Here is a 19340-nt window from a genome sequence, read left to right on the forward strand (position 1 = left end):
CTCATCAGGCTTGCCTTTCACTGTGCGATCAATGGATGACAACGAAATCTTTCAACTTGGCGAACTGATGTGTTTCGTGACCCGGGACTCTCTCTGGCAGCCCGCCGAGCAGTGGGTCCGGGCGCGAAGCCCTGGCAGTTCCCTGCATTGCCGCGTGGGTTCGGGTCAGGCCACCTATCATCGCTTCGATCCCCGCGACAAGCAGCACCAGATCACCTACGGCGTCCGCATGATTGCTGCCAAGCACCAGCGGGAATCCGCCAGTGGCTGGCTGTCGGGGCGGGAAATTCAGCGGCGTGGTTACTTTGGTGGAGAGCTTAGCACCCTGAACCTGCTGGCTCACACCTGCTGCCACGAGTTCGCCCACCTGCTCCAGCACAGTGCCGGGCAGCGGTTCCGGGGGTCCGTGCACAACCGGCACTTCTACAAAATTCTGGACGAGTTACACCAGAGCGGCGCGGCAGACGCCACCCGTGACGCACTTGCAGACCAGGCACGGCAAAAGGGGCTGGCGTTGCCGGACGCGTGTTTTGAGCCGGTCGATACCCGGCAACAGCTGGCCCGGTGGCAGGTAGGGGATACTGTACGTTTCGGTGCCGGCCAGCGGGAACTCGAGGGCCAGATCATCCGGGTCAACCGCAAGACCTGTACTGTGGATGGCATCGGCCACTCAAGAGGTGTGCGCTACCGCGTGCCGGTGCAGATGCTGAACCGCCTTACACCGTCTCGGTAGCAGACACCAGCAGGCCCCGGATCTCTGGCAGACAGGAACCGCAGTTGGTGCCGCACTGCAACTCCTCGCCCAGGGCCGCCACACTCCCTGCGCCGCGCTCAATCGCCCGCTGTATTTGCCGGTCACCAACCTGAAAACAACTGCAAACCAGGTTGCCGGCGTCATCCCCATCCACTGCCTTTGCCGCCAGCAGGCCGCGCCGGGTCGACTCATCGAGCTCCGGCTGGCGGAAACAACTTGCCAGCCAGTCGGTGGCGGGCAGAGACCCCGGATTCCGATCCACCATCAACACCGCTTCCAGTTGACCATTGCGCAACCGGGCCGCCCGGAACCGGCCTTCCCGGGCGTCTTCCATCACCAGTTGTGGCTGACCACCGAGCCAGTCCTGGATCGACGCAGGCCAATCCACAAACGAGCGTCCCGCCAGGGTCCAGCTTTCGCAATCCGGCAATAGCTGGCGCGCCCAGTAGTCTGCCTGCCAGCGTTTCGGCCGGTCCCGGCGAACCAGCAAACGGGCGTACCAACGAGCCGGCCAGTGGGCCAGGGCGGCGCGTCCGAGTTTGGCCTCGGGCTGGCCAGAGACCGGGTCTACCACGCTGCCGATCAAAGACGTAGCCAGGCCCTGTCCGGTAAACTGGTCATTCCAGTGTATGGGCACGAACACCTCACCCCGGCGCTGTTCCTGTGCCGGCCGGACCCGACCGACGAATCGCCCGTGGGCGCTTTTCAGCATGGCCAGGGCGCCGGACTTCAGGGCCAGGGACCGGATATCCTCAGGGTGAACATCGATGAACGGCTCCGAACGGTGAGCAAGCAAGCGGGCAGAGCAACCGGTACGGGTCATGGTGTGCCACTGATCGCGAATTCGCCCGGTGTTCACTATCATCGGGAAATCACCGGTCGGCGGCCGTGCCGGCGATCGGGAAGCAATCGGAATCAACTGGGCCCGACCGTCGTCGGTGGCGAAATGGCCATCGGTGAACAGTCGCCGGGAATCGCGAGCCGCCAGCTCTGTCACTGGCCACTGTTGGGGCTCAAGGGCGTCGTACTGATCGTCGCTGAGGCTGGCCAGCCCGGAAATGTTGAAGACGCGTTGACCGTTGTTTTCGAAGCCCGACAGCCGGGCATGCTCCCGAAAGATGTCCGCCGGGCCGTCATAACCGAACCCCGCGCCGTGCCCAAGGGCCCTGGCCACTTCGCTGATGATCCACCAATCCGGCCGGGCTTCGCCTGCGAGGGGCAGAAACCGCCGCTGGCGGGAAATGCAACGCTCGGAGTTGGTGACGGTGCCATCCTTCTCGCCCCAACCTGCCGCCGGCAGCAGGATATCGGCGTAGCGAGCGGTATCCGTAGTGCGGGCGCAGTCGGAGACGATCACAATCGGGCATCGGGCCAGGGCCTCACGGATCCGACCGGTTTCCGGCAGGCTCACTGCCGGATTGGTCGCCATGATCCAAAGCACCTTGATTTCACCCCGTTCGACGGCATCAAACAGGTCTACCGCTTTCATGCCCGGCCCGTCTGCCACCCCCCCCGAATCCCAGAAACGTGCCACCCGGTCCCGGGCGCCCGGGGTGTCATAATCCATGTGCGCGGCCAGAGTGTTGGCGAGACCACCCACTTCCCGACCACCCATGGCATTGGGCTGGCCAGTCAGGGAAAACGGGCCGGCGCCGGGCTTCCCTATCCGCCCGGTAGCCAGGTGGCAGTTGATGATCGCGTTGCCCTTGTCGGTGCCGGCGGAAGACTGATTAATGCCCTGGGAGAACGCCGTCACTGTCCGCTGCTCCTGGGCGAACCATTGGTAGAAGGTAGCCACATCGCCGATCGGCAGGTCACAGCCCCGGGCCACCGCCTCAAGATCCGGCGCCTCGACCTGTGCCGCAGCCAGCGCCCGGCCCAAACCACTGCAGTGCTCGGCCACATAGTTCTGGTCAATACCGTCGTTGTCCGCCAGCCAGCGCAGCAAACCATTAAACAGCAGGGTGTCGCTGCCTGGCCGTAACGCCAGATGCAGATCGGCCAGGTCGCTGGTGGCGGTTTTCCTGGGGTCAATCACCACTACCCGCCGACCGGGCCGGGCCGAGGCCTGCATTCTCTGGTACAGCACCGGATGGGCCCAGGCCGCATTGCTGCCGGCCAGAACCAATAGATTCGCCAGCTCCAGATCCTCATAGCAACCGGGGACCAGATCGGCACCGAACGCCCTTTTATGAGCAGCGACAGCCGAGGACATACACAGCCGGGAATTGGTGTCGACGTGAGGCGTCCGAATGAAGCCCTTGGCGAGTTTGTTGGCAACATAGTAATCCTCGGTCAGCAACTGCCCGGAAAGGTAGAACGCCACCGAACCGGACCCATGGCGATCTACCGATTCCTGGATGGCTCCGGCAACCGCTCCAATCGCCTGCCGCCAGTTGCGTTCCTGACCGTTGACGATCGGTTTCAGAAGCCGCCCACCATCCACCAGGGTCTCATGCAGAGCAGAGCCCTTGACGCACAGGCGCCCCAGGTTCGCGGGATGAGCCTCATCGCCCCGGGTGGCGGATGCCGTGGCTTTCACACCACAACCCACGCCACAGTAGGGGCAGGTCGTTCGAACTGTCGCCTGTGTGTTGTCAGTAGCGATCACAGCGAATCCTCTCGGGTCAGAAACAAAAAAAGCCCGCCATCCGGATGGCCTCGGGGGCGATCAGGGGCGGGCTTCATTGCCTATGGAATGTGGTTGTCGTTAAACGTTTCACAAACTACTGCAATAACAGGGCCAGCCCAACTGCCGTTAGCCCGGTATTGCCGGAACTGCGCCGGAACAGAGGCCCTGGACTGACCTGAGGCACACCACATGCTGTCCATTACCATCCCGGCCGTCGGTCGTGGTATCAATTTGGTGCAAAACCGCATCATTGCGCACTAAAACCTGACTCAATGCCCCTCCCTTATCCCGGAAATCTTCAATGATAAAGGCTATCTAATTGTTTTATCGTATTTTTTATAAGTGGCATAGGGTGTGCAGGATCAGTAAGCAGAGAAACGCGCGTTTACGACTCCGTAGAAAATCGATCCCCAGGCACAGGCGCCTGCTTCCCGGCAACGGGAATCAGGCGTTTTTTTTGTCTGGGCCAAACAGAATGAGGTACACCGATGCAAACGCTCAGCAAACGAACTGCCCAATGGCTCACCCGACTGGTGGTACTGTCCACCTTCTGGGCGGGCAGTATGCTCGCCCAGGCCGGGATCGGGCCGGCCGAAAAACCGGACCTCAAGCTCGGCTTTATCAAACTGACGGACATGGCACCCCTGGCCATTGCCTGGGAGCAGGGCTTCTTTATGGACGAAGGCCTGTTTGTGGAATTGGAGGCACAGGCGAACTGGAAAGTGCTGCTGGACCGGGTGATCACTGGCGAACTGGACGGTGCCCACATGCTGGCCGGCCAACCCCTCGGCGCCTCCATTGGCTACGGCACCCGGGCCGACATTATTACCGCCTTCAGCATGGACCTGAACGGCAACGGCATTACCGTCTCCAACGATGTCTGGGAGATCATGAGCCAGCACATTCCGGAAAACGCCGACGGAAATCCGCTCCACCCGATCAGCGCCAGCGCCCTGAAACCGGTGGTGGAGGCGTCCCGGGCCCGGGGTGAACGGTTCCGCATGGGCATGGTATTCCCTGTCTCTACTCACAACTATGAGCTTCGGTACTGGCTTGCAGCCGGTGGTCTGAACCCCGGATATTATGCCCCGCAACGCGGCGACACCAGCGGCACCCTGGACGCTGACGTGCATCTGTCGGTCACACCGCCGCCACAGATGCCCGCCACCATGGAAGCCGGCACCATACAGGGCTATTGCGTGGGTGAGCCCTGGAACCAGCAGGCCGTATTCATGGAGATCGGCGTGCCGGTGATCACCGACCATGAGATCTGGCCCAACAACCCGGAGAAGGTGTTCGGCGTAACGCGGCAGTGGGCTGAAGACTACCCCAATACCCACCTGCGCCTGCTGCGGGCCCTGATCCGCGCCGCCCACTGGCTGGACGAGAACGACAACGCCAACCGCGCGGAAGCGGTCGAGATCCTGGCTCGCTCCACCTACGTCGGCGCCGACGACGCAGTTATCGCCAACTCCATGACCGGCACTTTCGAGTACGAGAAAGGCGATGTCCGTGAGGTACCGGATTTCAACGTCTTCTTCCGTTACCACGCCACCTACCCGTACCCGTCTGATGCCATCTGGTACCTCAGCCAGATGCGTCGGTGGGGCCAGATTCCCGAGGCCAAACCAGACGATTGGTACATGGAAACCGCCGCCCGGGTCTACCGCGCCGACATCTTTGAGCAGGCAGCGCAGTCACTGATCGCGGACGGCACCTTGAAGGCTTCGGATTTTCCGGATTTCGGCGCCGAGAATTTCCAGCGTCCGCATCAGGGCGAGCTGATTGACGGTGTGGCCTTCACTCCCCGAACACCCAATGCCTATATCGACAGTTTCGACATCGGTCTGAAAGGCACGCAGACCCCGTAACCGGATCTGCAAGGAGGTTTTTTCATGACAACGATCACTTCGGCCAACCCAAACGGCCAGCCAACGCGCTGGTTGGCCCGGCAACTGCGGGCCCTGGGGGATGCGCTGGCGCCAGACCAGCTGGCGACCTCTGGTCGGCAGCTGCTATTGCCACTGCTGGGCATCCTGGTATTTATTGGCTTCTGGCACCTCGCGGCGCCCCAGGTTGATACGTCCCTGGGCAGCTTTCCCGGCCCGGCCCAGGTCTGGGAGCAATCCGGCCAGCTCTGGCAGGAGCACGTCAATCAGCGAGAGCGGGCGGACCAGTTCGTCACCATGCAGGAGGAGCGCAATGCCCGAATTCTGGCGGAAACCCCGGATGCAGAGGTGAAGATTCGGGACTACCCCGGCGCGCCCACCTTCCCTGACCAGGTCGTGACCAGTCTGTTCACGGTTCTTGCCGGCTTTGTGCTGGCAACGTTGATCGCGGTTCCGCTGGGCATTCTGGTGGGCCTGAACCGGCACTTCCAGGCCGCGATCAACCCGTTGATCCAGATCTTCAAGCCGGTGTCGCCACTGGCCTGGCTGCCGCTGGTCACTATGGTGGTGTCCGCCACCTACGTAAGCGACGACCCGATGTTCGAGAAGTCGTTCCTGACCTCCATGATCACGGTCACCTTGTGCAGCCTGTGGCCCACGTTGATCAATACCAGTGTTGGTGTAGCGGCGGTCAATCCCGATCTGCTGAATGTGTCCCGGGTGTTGCGGCTGTCGTTCTGGACCCACGTCCGCAAGGTGGTGCTGCCTTCGTCGGTGCCGATGATTTTCACCGGGTTGCGGGTGTCACTGGGGATCGCCTGGATGGTGCTGATCGCCGCCGAAATGCTGGCCCAAAGCCCCGGGCTGGGCAAATTCGTGTGGGATGAATTCCAGAATGGCAGCAGTGAGTCCCTGAGCCGGATCATGGTGGCGGTGCTGGCCATCGGTTTTATCGGGTTTGTGCTGGACCGGGTAATGCTTGTGATTCAACGCAAGGTTGCCTGGAACGAATAATTGTCTGGATGGGAGATTGCCATGAGTAAAACACATTTGGAACTGACGGGCGTCGAGATGGCGTTTGATACCGCCAAGGGGCCGTTCGTGGCCCTGGACAACATTAACCTGAAAATCCGGAAGGGCGAGTTTGTTTCGCTTATTGGCCATTCCGGTTGTGGCAAATCCACGGTTCTGAACATTGTGGCGGGGTTGCTTCAGGCCACCAAGGGCGGCTGTGTGTTGGATGGTCACGAGGTGAATTCGCCGGGGCCGGAGCGGGCGGTGGTGTTTCAGAACCATGCCCTGATGCCCTGGCTGACGGTGTACGAGAATGTGGAACTGGCGGTGCAACAGGTGTTTCGCAAATCCATGAGCCGGCAGGAACGCCGTGACTGGATTCACCACAATCTCGAGCTGGTGAATATGGCCCACGCCGCCGACAAGCGACCGGGCGAGGTATCCGGCGGCATGGCGCAGCGGGTGGGGATTGCCCGGGCCCTGGCCATGAAGCCCAGTGTGCTTCTGATGGACGAGCCGTTCGGCGCCCTGGATGCGCTAACGCGGGCCCATCTGCAGGATTCATTGATGGAGATCCAGCAGGAACTAAGCAACACAGTGATCATGATCACCCACGATGTGGACGAAGCGGTGCTGCTGTCTGACCGGATCATCATGATGACCAACGGGCCGGAGGCCACCGTTGGGGAGGACCTGCACATCGACCTGCCCCGCCCACGGAACCGGGTCACTCTGGCGGATAACCCGGATTATGTGCATTACCGGCAGGAGGTGTTGCGCTTCCTGTATGAGAAACAGCGCAAGCTGGAACATATCGCGCCCCGTCGCGCGGGCGAGCCCGATGCGTCTGAAAAGAAGACAACCACCGCCCGGGCCGTCAGAGCCTGAACCAGCAGGGTCATTTCAGAAGATCTGCCATCGAGACCAGGGCCCGGGCCACCTCGGGAAGTTTTTTGCCCTGGTCCATCGCCAGTTTGCGCAACACCCGGTGGGCTTCGTCATTGCTGATCTTGCGGTGATCCATCAACAGCAGAACCGCCTTTTCCTGGGTTTTACGGTCTTCCAGAGCGTCCCGGGCACTGCGCAGTTCATCGGTCATCTGTTGCAGTCGACAGGTCTGCTCCTGAACCAGGTCGAATATGGAGCGGCCAAACTGCTGGCCTACACCGTCGCTGGCCCAGGTTTCGCCCGCCTTCCTTTCGTTGCCGGAGTCACAGAGCACCAGCATGGGATGGGATGACGGCTCCGGAGCATCCAGCGAGGCGATCAGGGTCTCCTGGTGGGCCAGGGAATTGCGGGCGTCGGCGAAACGTTCAATGCAGCGGGCATGGAAGCAGCCTTCCACGGAATCCTCCACTTGCTTCAGTTCGTCCATGCGCTCGGACATCACGGTGAACCACCGGTCCGCCAGCGATGGGTCCAGGGATTTGTATCGGCCGACGGACGACGTACCAAGCTGCCGCAGCTTTTCGATGCCGGCTTCCCGGGCGTGGCCCCGAAGTGTCTGCCATAGCTTCAGTGAGTCTCTGTCCGCAAAGCTGGTGAATACCTCAAAACAGCGTTCCTGCGCCTCAATCAGGTGCATCATGCGCTGTGACAGTGCGCGATCGAACTGACCACTGGAAAAACCGGCGGACCCCACCGCTCGTTCCTGGCCGCAGAATTCCTTGCCATTCATCAGGTGCACCATGGCCACCAGGAGCCCGGCGATTGTCGGATCAACCGCGGTATCGGCGGCCTCGAAGACCACGGCAATCAGGTTATGTATCAGGCCGCTGTAGTCCTCGGTGGCTGAGGCAGCGGTTACTTTCTGCCCGGAGACACAGCGGCGTAGCTCCGGCAATCCCTCCAGGCCATGAAGCGCGCTCGCCAGCTGATTCAGAAGCCGGCTGCTTACGGGGTGGGCGGTCAGTTCCTGATGGATCTCCGCGAGGGACTGCTCGAATTCGCCCCGCAGGCGGTCGGACTCCGTTACCAGTGCCTGTCTCTCCCGGGCAAATTTGTCGCCGGATGAACCCAGAAACACGTTGGACGCACCACGTTCGCACTGGAGCGCATGCACCAGGTTACTGAGACACTGGACCAGTTTGCCCATCTGCAGGAAATACTGAAGGTTCATCAGCTCGCAGCTCTTGGAGGCAATCAGGTAGTCCCCGGCAGTGGGAGATTTGGGGGTAGGGGCGCGTTTTGTGTTCATGGGGAACTCCGGAGGCAACAGCCTCAATAGCAACAATCAACATCGGGTCCGACCTCCTCAGGAGATCGCCTCTGAACAGGCCGGAGCAATTACCGCGCCATCATGCGGGCCCCAAACCCGTGCAAACCGCCCCGCCACAGGGCAGGATTTCTGACCAGAACCCTGCCAAAGACAAGCCTGAAAACCTCAACCAATTGAATTAAAAGAACTTAAAAAACTGGCACGAAGATCGCTTTACTCTTTGCAAGGACGAACGTCCCGGCCAAGGATCTGGCCGGACCATCAGATCATTGTTGTTGGCATTGGCGCCGGACCATCGACTTCCCTCGGGAATAGATGCTCCGGCTTTTTTTGTTTGCCAAAACCTGAAGCGGAAGGGCATGAAAGTCATGACGACACAGACCGAATCGATACTGGTAATCTGCGGCCACGGGATGGTTTCCCAGCGCCTGCTGGAAAGCCTGTGCCGCCAGGCGGCCCGCCCGTTTACCCGCATTGTGGTGTTCAATGGCGAAACCACGCCTGCCTACAACCGGATTCAGCTGTCCGCCTTGCTGGCCGGTGAGACCGATGAAGCCTCGCTGGCGCTACAACCCGGTGATTGGTTCCGGAGCTGCGGAATCGAAGTCTGTGACGGCGAGCCCGTGGTGGCGATCAACCGAGAGGACCACACGGTCACCACCGTGACCGGCCGGATTCAGTCCTACACCCACCTGGTGCTGGCCACCGGCTCCCGCCCCGCCAGCACCGGTCTGCCCGGTGAGCAACTGAACGGGGTGATGACCTTCCGCGATCTGAACGACACCCGAACGATGATTGATATCGCCCGACGCCACCGACGGGCAGTGGTTATCGGCGGTGGATTTCTGGGCCTCGAAGCGGCCGAAGGCCTGCGCCAACGTGGTATGGCGGTCACCCTGGTGCACCGCAGCCACCATCTTCTGAACCGGCAACTGGATTCTCTCGGCGGTCAACTGCTGCAACAGCATATGGAAGACCGCGGCCTCACCATCCGTACCGACACCTCGCCCCGGGCACTGCTCGGCCGTAACCAGGTTCGGGCGGTACAGCTGGATGACGAAACCCTGATCAGCACCGATCTCGTAGTCATTGCTGCCGGAATCGCCCCGGCGACCGGCCTTGCCCGGGAAGCGGGTCTGGATTGCGACCGGGGCATCCGGGTGGATAGCCGGATGCGGACCAGCGACCCGGCGATTTCCGCCCTGGGGGAATGCTGCCAGCTTGGCGATGCCACCTTCGGACTGGTTGAGCCGGGCTACCAGCAGGCGGATGTTCTGGCCCGGGTGCTCAGTGGCAGCGATTCCGACGCGGTCTTCCAGCCCCTGCACACACCAACACGGCTGAAAATCAGCGGTGTCCCGATTTTTTCCTGTGGGCAGGTCAGCCCGGACCCGGACACCGACTCGGTGATCTGGCAGGACCACGAACACCATCACTATTGCCGGCTGCTGATCAAGAACCAGCGGCTGACCGGTGCCGTGCTGCTGGGCGACACCCGCGACGGCCCCTGGTACAGCCAGCGCATCCAGCAGCAGGACGACATTTCCCGTTACCGGGACCACATTGCCTTCGGCAAGCACTACTGCGAGGCGGCGGCATGAGCCCTCAGCCCGCAGAGAGCCATCAGCCAGGAAAGAGGACAGACCCATGAGCAAGAAAACCCTGATCGTCATCGGCAACGGAATGGTTGGCCACCATTTCCTCGAGCAATTCACGGTCAGCCCAGCGGCCGCTGATTATGACGTCATCGTCTTCGGCGAGGAAAAACAGCTGGCCTACGACCGGGTTCACCTGTCGGAGTATTTCGGCGGTTCCAGCCATGCGGATCTGGCCATGGGAACACTGGAGTGGTACACCGGGCAGGGCATTCAGTTGCACCTGAACGAGCAAGTAACCGGCATCGATCGCGAGGCCCGCACTGTGGCGACGCCCAGAGGCAGTTACCAGTATGATGAACTGGTTCTGGCCACCGGCTCGTATCCGTTCGTGCCGCCCATTACCGGCAATGACCGTCCCCACTGCCTGGTCTACCGTACCCTGGACGACCTGGACGCCATTCGCGCCAGTTCCAAAGGCGCCCGGACCGGTGTGGTTGTTGGTGGCGGCCTGCTGGGCCTGGAGGCGGCCAATGCCCTCAAGAGCCTGGGGCTGGCGGCCCACGTGGTGGAATTTGCGCCCCGGCTGATGCCAGTTCAGCTCGACGCTGACGGCGGCGCCCTGTTGCGGAGCAAGATTGAAGAGCTCGGGGTTCAGGTGCATACCGAAAAGGCGACCACGGCCATCGTTGAAGGTGAGGGTGCTCGCCTGCGCATGAACTTCAATGATGAGTCGTTCCTGGAGACGGACCTGATCGTGTTCTCCGCCGGTATCCGTCCCCAGGATGCCCTGGCCCGGGCCAGCGGCCTGGAAATTGGCGAACGTGGCGGCATTGTCATCGATAACCGCTGCACTACCTCGGACCCGCATGTCCATGCCATCGGCGAATGTGCGCTCTGGGAGCAGAAGATTTTCGGCCTGGTGGCCCCTGGCTATACCATGGCACGAACTCTGTCTGCATCGCTGAACAGCGACCAGGAAGCGGCGTTCATCGGGGCTGACATGAGTACCAAGCTGAAACTGCTGGGCGTCGACGTAGGCTCCATTGGCGACGCCCATGCCCAGACACCCGGCGCTCGCAACATCCGCTTTAACGACGAACAGGCCGGCCACTACCGCCGCATGGTGATCAGTGAAGACGGCAAGACCCTGCTCGGCGCCATCCTGGTGGGTGACAACAGCCACTACGATACCCTGCTGCAATACGCCCTCAACGGCATCACCCTGCCCGAGAACCCGGAAACGCTGATTCTGCCGGAAAGCCAGGGTGGCGCGCCGGCACTGGGCCCGGACGCCCTGCCGGAAACCGCGTCTATATGCTCCTGCCACAACGTTACCAAGGGCGATATCTGTGGCGCCATCGACGCCGGCTGCTCGGACCTGGGCAGCGTCAAGGCCGAAACCAAAGCCAGCACCGGTTGCGGAGGCTGCACCGCTCTGTTGAAGAACGTGGTCGACAACGAGCTTGAGAAACGCGGCGTGGAAGTGAGCAAGGACCTCTGCGAGCACTTCCCGTACAGCCGCCAGGAGCTTTTCCACCTGGTGAAGGTGAATGGCATTCGCACCTTCCGCACCCTGATCAGCCAGCACGGCAAAGGCCACGGCTGCGATATCTGCAAACCGGCGGTCGGCTCCATTCTGGCCACCTGCTGGAACGAACACATTCTGGCCACCGACCACGTGCCCCTGCAGGATACCAACGACACATTCATGGCCAACATGCAGAAGAACGGCACTTATTCCATCGTGCCGCGTATCCCCGGTGGCGAGATCACCCCGGACAAGCTGATTGTGCTGGGTGAGGTAGCCAAGGAATACGATCTGTACACCAAGATCACCGGCGGCCAGCGGGTGGACCTGTTCGGCGCCACCCTGAGCCAGTTGCCGGAGATCTGGGAAAAACTGATCACCGCCGGGTTCGAGACCGGCCACGCCTACGGCAAATCCCTGCGTACCGTGAAATCCTGCGTCGGCAACACCTGGTGCCGCTACGGCGTTCAGGACAGTGTGGGCATGGCAATTCGCCTGGAGGACCGTTACAAGGGCCTGCGGGCGCCACACAAGGTGAAGATGGCGGTCTCTGGCTGCACCCGGGAATGCGCCGAGGCCCAGAGCAAGGACTTTGGTGTGATTGCCACGGAAAACGGCTGGAACCTGTATGTCTGCGGCAACGGCGGGATGCGGCCCCGCCACGCCGATTTGTTTGCCACTGACCTGTCTGACGAAGAACTGATCCGCACCATTGACCGAGTGGTGATGTTCTATGTGCGCACCGCCGACCGGCTGCAGCGTACCAGTGTCTGGATGGAAAACCTCGAGGGTGGCCTGGAGTATCTGAAGCAAGTGGTGCTGGAGGACAGACTTGGGATTGGCGAGGAGCTGGAGCAACACATGGAGGGTCTGGTGGGTACTTACCAGTGCGAATGGAAGACGGCGGTGAAGGATCCAGAGAAGCGGAAGCGCTTCCGGGAGTTTGTGAATGCGCCGTCGCAGACCGATCCGGTTCAGGAGTGGACCGTTGAGCGGGGACAGCGCCGGCCGGCTTTGGAATCGGCGTAGCGTGCGAGTTTGGAGTTAGAGCAGGCAACAAACAGTTGAAATGAACGCGGAACGATTAGGAGAAATACCATGAAACCACGTACACGTTGGGATGCCGTCTGCACCGTCGAGGATTTAGTACCGGAATCCGGCATAGCCGTCTGGACCGAGGACGGGCCGGTGGCGGTGTTTTATTTGCCGCACCGGCTGCCGGCGTTGTTTGCCATCAGCCACAGTGACCCGTTCAGCGGCGCCAATGTGCTGGCCCGGGGGATTACCGGGGATTTAAAGGGTGAGCCGGTGGTGGCGTCGCCCTTGTACAAGCAGCATTTCAGTCTGCGCACCGGCACTTGCCTCGAGGATGACTCCGTGCGGGTCAAAACCTATCCGGTTCTGCTGGACGGCGACAGGATCCGTCTGGAGGTCCCGGTCACACAACAGGAATCCATAGCGGCATAAACTGAACATGCCGGCAAAGCTGAGGTAAGATCAACGGAAACGCCAATAACAAGGATGCTTCTGTGAAACCCCTCAGCCCAACTGACCAACTGTTCCTCTGGCTGGAAAAGCGGCAGCAGCCGATGCATGTGGGTGGTCTGCAGCTGTTTTCCTTTCCCGAGGGCGCGCCGGACGACTACGTGGCGCAGCTGGCTGATCGCCTGCGGCAATACACCCGGGTTACTCCTCCATTCAACCAACGTCTGGATTACCGTTTCGGCCAGCCGGTCTGGGTGGAGGATGAGCACCTGGATCTGGAGCATCATTTCCGCTTTGAGGCTCTGCCGACTCCGGGGCGGGTCCGGGAGCTGTTGTCGTTTGTATCGGCGGAGCATTCACACCTGATGGACCGGGAGCGGCCGCTGTGGGAGTTTCATCTGATTGAAGGCTTGGGCGAACGGCAGTTCGCAGTTTACATCAAGGTGCACCATGCCCTGGTGGACGGTGTATCGGCCATGCGAATGGTCACAAAGATGCTGTGCCAGGATACCGGCGAGCGGGACATGCCACCGATCTGGGCCATGCCGCCCCGTCCGGCCCGGGAGACGGATAGCCGTCAGCCATCCCTGTGGCGGAGCGTCGGCCATCTGCTAGGGGAATCCGGAAAACAGTTGGGCACGGTGCCGACGGTTGCCCGGGAACTGCTTAAAACAATCAACGACGCCCGGAAGGATCCTGCCTATTCCTCCATCTTCCATGCGCCCCGCAGCATCCTGAACCAGAAGATCACCGGCTCCCGACGTTTTGCTGCAGAGTCTTATGGTCTGGACCGTATCAAGGGCGTGTGCACAGCCTACGGAACCACTATCAATGATGTGGTTATGACCATGTGCGCCGGCGCCCTGCGCACCTACCTGATGAACCAGGACGCCCTGCCGGAGAAACCCCTGATTGCCATGGTGCCGGTATCCCTGCGCAAGGATGAGAGTTCAGGCGGCAACCAGGTGGGCGTCATCCTGGCCTCCCTGCACACCGATGTGAACGACCCGGTCACACGGCTGATGCAGATCCATCAGGACGTGAAAGCCGCCAAGGACCGCTACGCCCACATGTCGGCGGAAGAAATTATTAACTACACAGCCCTGACCCTGGCACCGGCGGCGTTTCATCTGCTCACCGGCATGGCCCCCAAGTGGCAAACCTTCAACGTGGTGATCTCCAACATCCCCGGACCTCGAGAAACCTGTTACTGGAACGGTGCAAAGCTCGACGGCATGTACCCGGTCTCCATCGCCATGGACCGCCTGGCCCTGAACATGACCCTGACCAGCTACAATGATCAGGTGGAGTTCGGCCTGATCGGCTGCCGCCGCACCCTGCCGAGCCTGCAGCGAATGCTCGACCACCTGGAAGAGGCCCTGGTTGAACTGGAGACCGCCGCCGGCCTTTGAACAGGCCGGTCTCTAAACAGAAGGGGGATCAGCCGAAGCGCTGCTCCCGATTCCGCTCCGAGATCTGGTCATTCAGAGTCCAGAAGTCATAGAGCACACCGATCAGGAACAGCCCGCCTGTGAGCAGATAAATGATACCGGTAATCCACTTGCCCATGTACATCCGGTGAAGCCCGAACACTCCGAGGAAAGTCAGCAGCAGCCAGCCGATGCTGTAATTGATCTCACCCTCCCGGAATCGCAGGTCCGCCTCCCGGTCCATGGCGGGAATCAGGAACAGATCGATGATCCAGCCGACAAACAGCAGCCCCAGGGTGAAGAACCAGATGGTTCCGGTAATGGGTTTGCCGTAGTAGAAGCGGTGCGAGCCCAGGAATCCGAAGATCCAGAGCAGGTAGCCGATCAGTTTGCTGTGGGTGTTTGGTCTTTGGGTCATAGTCGCTTCAATCCTTTAAACCTTGGTGGTGGATTCGCAGAAAATTCAAGGCCCGACTTCCGGAGCGGGATCCGGACCATACTCACGGAATTCACTGGCCGACTTCCCGGTCCACTTCCGGAACGCCCGGCTGAAGTTTGAAAGATCAGCATAGCCGAGTTCGCAGGCTATTTCGCTGACCGACTGGTTGGTGTAGCGAAGGAGCTGGATCGCCCGATCCTTGAGAACCGATTCGACGATTTCACGGTAGTTGGTGTCCCGGACCGCCAGCCGGCGTTTAAGGGTTCTGGACGAGACGCAGAAACGCTCGGCCATGGCTTCCAGTGACGGCAGCGGCCCCGGCATCATCCGGAGCATGTTGCGGATGGCCAGGACAATGTCACCCTGCTCCTTCAGAGCCTTCTGCAGCTCGAACTCGCACTGGTCACGGGCCATTCGGGAGGCTTCCGCATCGGCCAGGCGCATGCGCACCTCCAGGAGTTCCCGGGGAAACACCATCATCTCGTCTGGCTGGCCGTATTCGAATCGGACCGGCAGTTGGTCCGCATAATGCTGGTACCAGGGCGGCTCCGGCGCGCTCAGGCGAACCGTGACACCCGTCAATTTGCCGTCTTCCAGGGCGAAGCCGCGTTTGACGGCATCTTCGCGATCCAATAGCTGTTCGGTCAGCAGGATCAGCGTGGCGCTGACGGTCTCTGCCAGAAACGGATAGAGGCCGGGCACTTCGAATTCGGTGCAGAGCTTTACCAGCACCCTATCGCCCGCTTCGGACTGGCTCATACCGAGAAACGGCACCCGCAGATGCAAGTAACGGCGCACAGAATCCAGGGCATCGGCGAAGGTGGGGCTGGTAAGAGCCGCGAAGCCCAGGGTACCGTGAATCGTCAACCGCAACTCACGGGCCAGCATAAAGCTGAGACCGTCCTTACCGGCCAGGTTCATGGCCCGCTTGGCCATGATGATGGCATCGGTGACAAACACCCGGCTGTCATTGGACTTGAGATCGTCCGGGGTGACACCCAGGCCTTCATAGAGTAACCGGTCGTTGTATCCCAGCTGTCGGACCGTCTCGGCCAGAACCCGCAGGTAGGCGCCCGGCACCAGGAACAATCCCGGCATCTGCCGTTCTTTGCCCGGACCGGTTGCGCTCATTGGCATTCCCTATTATTGAGTTGGCTGAAGCACTTCAACTGACTCTATCAGATGCCTCCCGCCGCTACAGTGGGGCCCGGCACACCCCGGTCGCCGTCAGCATGGCCAATCAATTTCCGGCCTGTGTCCCATCCTGATCGACGGCCGTCCCCTTTGCGCATTCCTGCCCGACGTTGACTGCCGCACACTGGATCCATGACAACAGTCAGTGTGAGGAGTACACAGATGCTGAGCAGCAAAACCGCAGAAAAGAAGACGGCTCCGGTTACCAGAGCCTCCAACACGCCAGACAACGTCACCATCACAGCCCAGCGCATGGGTTTTGAGTTCGGTGAGGACGTACCCCGTTACTGGGTCGATAACAGCTACACCATAAGCCACATCATGAATGCGCTCTCGGTGCTGTTTCCGCAGGGCGAGCAGTTCTTCGTAGATTCGGTAAGAGCGTTCCGGGACCAGATCTCGGATCCCAAACTGAAAGAGGAGATACGCGGGTTCATTGGCCAGGAGGCCATGCATTCCCTGGAGCACATCGCCATGAACCAGCACGTTCGTGACCAGGGCATGCCGGTGGAGGAACTGGAGAAACACCTGGAGGTGGTCCTCGGCATTGCCAAGAAGCTGCCCAAACGCCACCAGCTGGCCATCACCTGCGCCCTGGAACACCTGACCGCCATGATGGCCGACCTGTTGCTGGCGCGCGATGATGTGCGCGAGGACATGCATGAATCCATGCGTCCCCTGTGGGTCTGGCACGCGATTGAAGAAACCGAGCACAAGGCGGTTGCCTATGACGTTTTCCAGGCGGCGGGCGGCACCTACACCGAAAGGGCCTTTTATCTCGCGTTCAGCACCGCCGCCCTGGGTGTGATGAGCAGCTATTTCACCAGCCGGATGATGCTCAATGACCGTAGGAACTTCTCTTTGAAAGAAGCCGCCACAGGTCTCTGGCGCCTGTGGGGCAAAAACGGCACCTTCTCAAACCTGATTCCGAACTGGCTGGAATACTTCAAGCCCGGCTTTCACCCCTGGGGTCATGACAACAGTGAGTTGATTGCCCGTTTCAAAGAGGAAATCCAGGCGCATATTGCGCCGCAGTATCAGAAGGGAAATCACCGGACGCTACAGTAATGGGTAAACTCCGCGAGTAAGCGGGAAGGTCTTGCCAAAATACGCTGTAAATACATCCCTGTATGCTCGGCTTCGCCATCCATGGCTCCGCACGATTTTGGCAAGACCTTCCCGCTTACTCGCTCAGTGTTCGACTTTCGGCATCTGCTCGGCCCGAGCGGATAACCTCGCCCTTCCGCCATAACCGCCATTCACCTGGCTGATAAACATCCCACAGCTCATCACTCGTCAGAGGTTCTGTGACGATCACGCTGACAATGTCGTTGGGCGTGGTTTCCGATTCAAAGTCCACCGTGACATCCGCGTCTTTAAGACGGGCCGGACCAAACGGGGCCCGGCGGGTGATGCTGGCCATTTTGGTGGTGCAGTAGGTGAACAGCCAGTCGCCGTTGCTCAGCAGGAGGTTGAACACGCCCTGGCTGGCGTAGGCTAAGGATAAGCGGACCAGGCGATCGACAATCTCATCGGTTTCGGTGCTCCGGTCGCAGTGGCTGCGCAGGTGGTTGAGGATGTCGCAAAACAGGGTTTCGCTGTCGGTGGTGCCCACCGGTTCATAGAAGCCGGGCGCCGTCCGGAACCCGGAAAGCTGGCCGTTGTGGGCAAAGACCCAGTAACGGCCCCAGAGTTCGCGCATGAACGGGTGGGTGTTGGCCAGGCAGATTGCGCCGACGTTGGCCTGACGAATATGGCAGATGGCCACTTCGCTCTTGATCGGGTGGGTCTGGACCACTTCCGCGAGGCGGGAATTGGCGCTGGCATCGGCATCATGGAAGGCTCGGACGCCTTTGCCTTCGTAGAAGGCCACGCCCCAACCGTCCTTGTGGGGCCCGGTTGCACCGCCTCGACGGGTCAGGCCGGTAAAACTGAAGCACAGGTCTGTGGGCGTATTGGCGCTCATGGCCAGCAGTTCACACATGGGGCTGTTTCATTCCGTATGGGGGATGAGTTTCACCCAAGAATACCGGAATTAACCGGCCTCGCCAGCGAGAATCTCCAGTTGGCGAGGGTTTTGATTAGCCCCGGCCCGGGCAACTCGGTTGCGGCCGGCTCGCTTGCCGCTGTATAGGCAGCGGTCGGCGACCCGAAACAGGGTTTCGGCCTGTTGGCCATGTTCGGGCCACTGGGCTATGCCGAAAGATGCAGTTACGCGGATGCGGGCCTCACCATAGGCCAGTTCCTGCTCGGCAATGCGCTGGCGCAGTTCATCCATCAGTTCAAAGGCATCTGCCGACTTAACGTCCCGGAGGATCAGGCCAAACTCCTCACCACCAAGCCTCCCGACGAAATCGGTGCCACGAAGACGCGCGGTCAGGCAGCGGCCGATGTTTCTCAGCACATGATCGCCGGCGTCATGGCCGAGGGTGTCATTCACCACCTTGAAGTGATCAATATCCATCACCACCAGCGTAAAGCCCGCGCCACTGCGCTCACATTCGGCAATGGTGCGGTTCAGGTTACCGTGGAAGTTACTGCGATTGGCCAGGCCGGTCAGTGCATCAGTCTGGGCCATCCCTACCAGACGCTGCTCGGCTTCTTCACGGCGGACCTCGTACAAGTGGATAAACGTCAGCATCAGCGCGCCGCACAGCACCATGTTGAGCAAGTCGATCAACGCACCCGGGTTGCCCACCTGGCCCAGATGGACGTAGTAGATCACCCCACCCGCCAGCATGAACGGCACACTGAGAATTATGCCCTCGCGCTTACCCAGCAACAGGTAGGCGAGGACGGGCATCATCAGGACCCAGACAAACGCCGCAACAGACGCTTCCGGCAACAGCATGATTACCAGAAAGAACGCGAACAGAGTGACCAGGTAGGCGTAAATCCACTGCTGCAGAAGATGCGTGTTTTTCAGTCGCCAAACGCCGAAATACAATACCGCGCTGGCGATTAGCTCACCGGCGCCAACCCATGGGTAACCATTCAGAACCTGCAGGCAGGCAAAAACCACCAGCGCAGAGCCGGTAACAAAAAACAGGAGCCGCATCAGTGAGCGGCGATGATTGTCGCGCAAACCCGAGCGACTCTCTTCCAGAGTGGCCCCCAGGTCAGGGTGGTGAGGCGTATTCATGCTGACTCTTCCTTGGA

15 protein-coding genes are annotated in these 19340 nt (G+C 60.7%); 9 read left to right on the forward strand and 6 right to left on the reverse strand.

All coding sequences use genetic code 11. From position 1 onward, the window contains the following. Positions 1-31 precede the first annotated feature (31 nt). Positions 32-733, forward strand: a complete 702-nt coding sequence (locus ACN0XM_RS02130; RefSeq protein ID WP_417565265.1) for a hypothetical protein — start codon at positions 32-34, stop codon at positions 731-733. On the opposite strand, the gene ACN0XM_RS02135 is transcribed toward ACN0XM_RS02130, so the two are convergent. Further along, complete coding sequence (locus ACN0XM_RS02135) at positions 717-3365, reverse strand: molybdopterin-dependent oxidoreductase (RefSeq protein ID WP_417565266.1); 2649 nt, start codon at positions 3363-3365, stop codon at positions 717-719. The genes ACN0XM_RS02130 and ACN0XM_RS02135 overlap by 17 nt on opposite strands. A 509-nt stretch (positions 3366-3874) precedes the next feature. On the opposite strand from ACN0XM_RS02135, the gene ACN0XM_RS02140 reads away from it, so the two are divergent. Genes ACN0XM_RS02140 through ACN0XM_RS02150 form a run of 3 tightly spaced genes read left to right on the forward strand, consistent with a single transcriptional unit; the run spans position 3875 to position 7177 of the window. After that, on the forward strand, positions 3875-5257 hold the full coding sequence (locus tag ACN0XM_RS02140) for a CmpA/NrtA family ABC transporter substrate-binding protein (RefSeq protein ID WP_417565267.1): 1383 nt from the start codon (positions 3875-3877) through the stop codon (positions 5255-5257). A 24-nt stretch (positions 5258-5281) separates the two neighbouring features. Beyond that, positions 5282-6289 (forward strand): ABC transporter permease, encoded by a 1008-nt coding sequence (locus tag ACN0XM_RS02145; protein ID WP_417565268.1) that lies wholly within the window; start codon positions 5282-5284, stop codon positions 6287-6289. 21 nt (positions 6290-6310) lie between these two features. Further along, on the forward strand, positions 6311-7177 hold the full coding sequence (locus tag ACN0XM_RS02150) for an ABC transporter ATP-binding protein (protein ID WP_417565269.1): 867 nt from the start codon (positions 6311-6313) through the stop codon (positions 7175-7177). Positions 7178-7187: 10 nt separating this feature from the next. On the opposite strand, the gene ACN0XM_RS02155 is transcribed toward ACN0XM_RS02150, so the two are convergent. Next, positions 7188-8486: a nitrate- and nitrite sensing domain-containing protein gene (locus ACN0XM_RS02155; RefSeq protein ID WP_417565270.1), complete on the reverse strand. Its 1299-nt coding sequence runs from the start codon at positions 8484-8486 to the stop codon at positions 7188-7190. Positions 8487-8875: 389 nt separating this feature from the next. Between ACN0XM_RS02155 and ACN0XM_RS02160 the strand changes: the two genes are divergently transcribed. The 4 genes from ACN0XM_RS02160 (at position 8876) to ACN0XM_RS02175 (ending at position 14530) form a co-directional block, all read left to right on the forward strand. Further along, on the forward strand, positions 8876-10108 hold the full coding sequence (locus tag ACN0XM_RS02160; RefSeq protein WP_417565271.1) for an NAD(P)/FAD-dependent oxidoreductase: 1233 nt from the start codon (positions 8876-8878) through the stop codon (positions 10106-10108). A gap of 46 nt (positions 10109-10154) precedes the next feature. Beyond that, a complete protein-coding gene (nirB, locus tag ACN0XM_RS02165; protein WP_417565272.1) occupies positions 10155-12662 on the forward strand; it encodes a nitrite reductase large subunit NirB in 2508 nt (835 codons plus the stop codon). Between the two features lie 69 nt (positions 12663-12731). After that, entirely contained in the window at positions 12732-13100 is a 369-nt protein-coding gene (gene nirD / locus ACN0XM_RS02170; RefSeq protein WP_417565273.1) for a nitrite reductase small subunit NirD, read from the forward strand. 62 nt (positions 13101-13162) lie between these two features. After that, positions 13163-14530: a WS/DGAT/MGAT family O-acyltransferase gene (locus ACN0XM_RS02175; protein ID WP_417565274.1), complete on the forward strand. Its 1368-nt coding sequence runs from the start codon at positions 13163-13165 to the stop codon at positions 14528-14530. 28 nt (positions 14531-14558) lie between these two features. On the opposite strand, the gene ACN0XM_RS02180 is transcribed toward ACN0XM_RS02175, so the two are convergent. Together ACN0XM_RS02180 and ACN0XM_RS02185 are read right to left on the reverse strand one after the other, a co-directional pair. Then, positions 14559-14966 (reverse strand): NINE protein, encoded by a 408-nt coding sequence (locus tag ACN0XM_RS02180; RefSeq protein ID WP_417565275.1) that lies wholly within the window; start codon positions 14964-14966, stop codon positions 14559-14561. A gap of 45 nt (positions 14967-15011) precedes the next feature. Next, positions 15012-16118, reverse strand: a complete 1107-nt coding sequence (locus tag ACN0XM_RS02185; RefSeq protein WP_417565276.1) for a helix-turn-helix domain-containing protein — start codon at positions 16116-16118, stop codon at positions 15012-15014. Positions 16119-16343: 225 nt separating this feature from the next. Here ACN0XM_RS02185 and ACN0XM_RS02190 point away from each other — a divergent pair, with 225 nt between their 5' ends. After that, positions 16344-17249 (forward strand): metal-dependent hydrolase, encoded by a 906-nt coding sequence (locus ACN0XM_RS02190; RefSeq protein WP_417565277.1) that lies wholly within the window; start codon positions 16344-16346, stop codon positions 17247-17249. Positions 17250-17364: 115 nt separating this feature from the next. Here ACN0XM_RS02190 and ACN0XM_RS02195 read toward each other — a convergent pair whose 3' ends face one another. Then, complete coding sequence (locus tag ACN0XM_RS02195; protein WP_417565278.1) at positions 17365-18165, reverse strand: class II glutamine amidotransferase; 801 nt, start codon at positions 18163-18165, stop codon at positions 17365-17367. 51 nt (positions 18166-18216) lie between these two features. Then, on the reverse strand, positions 18217-19323 hold the full coding sequence (locus tag ACN0XM_RS02200; protein ID WP_417565279.1) for a GGDEF domain-containing protein: 1107 nt from the start codon (positions 19321-19323) through the stop codon (positions 18217-18219). Positions 19324-19340 lie beyond the last annotated feature (17 nt).

This window comes from Marinobacter sp. (assembly GCF_048269445.1).
Lineage (GTDB): Bacteria > Pseudomonadota > Gammaproteobacteria > Pseudomonadales > Oleiphilaceae > Marinobacter.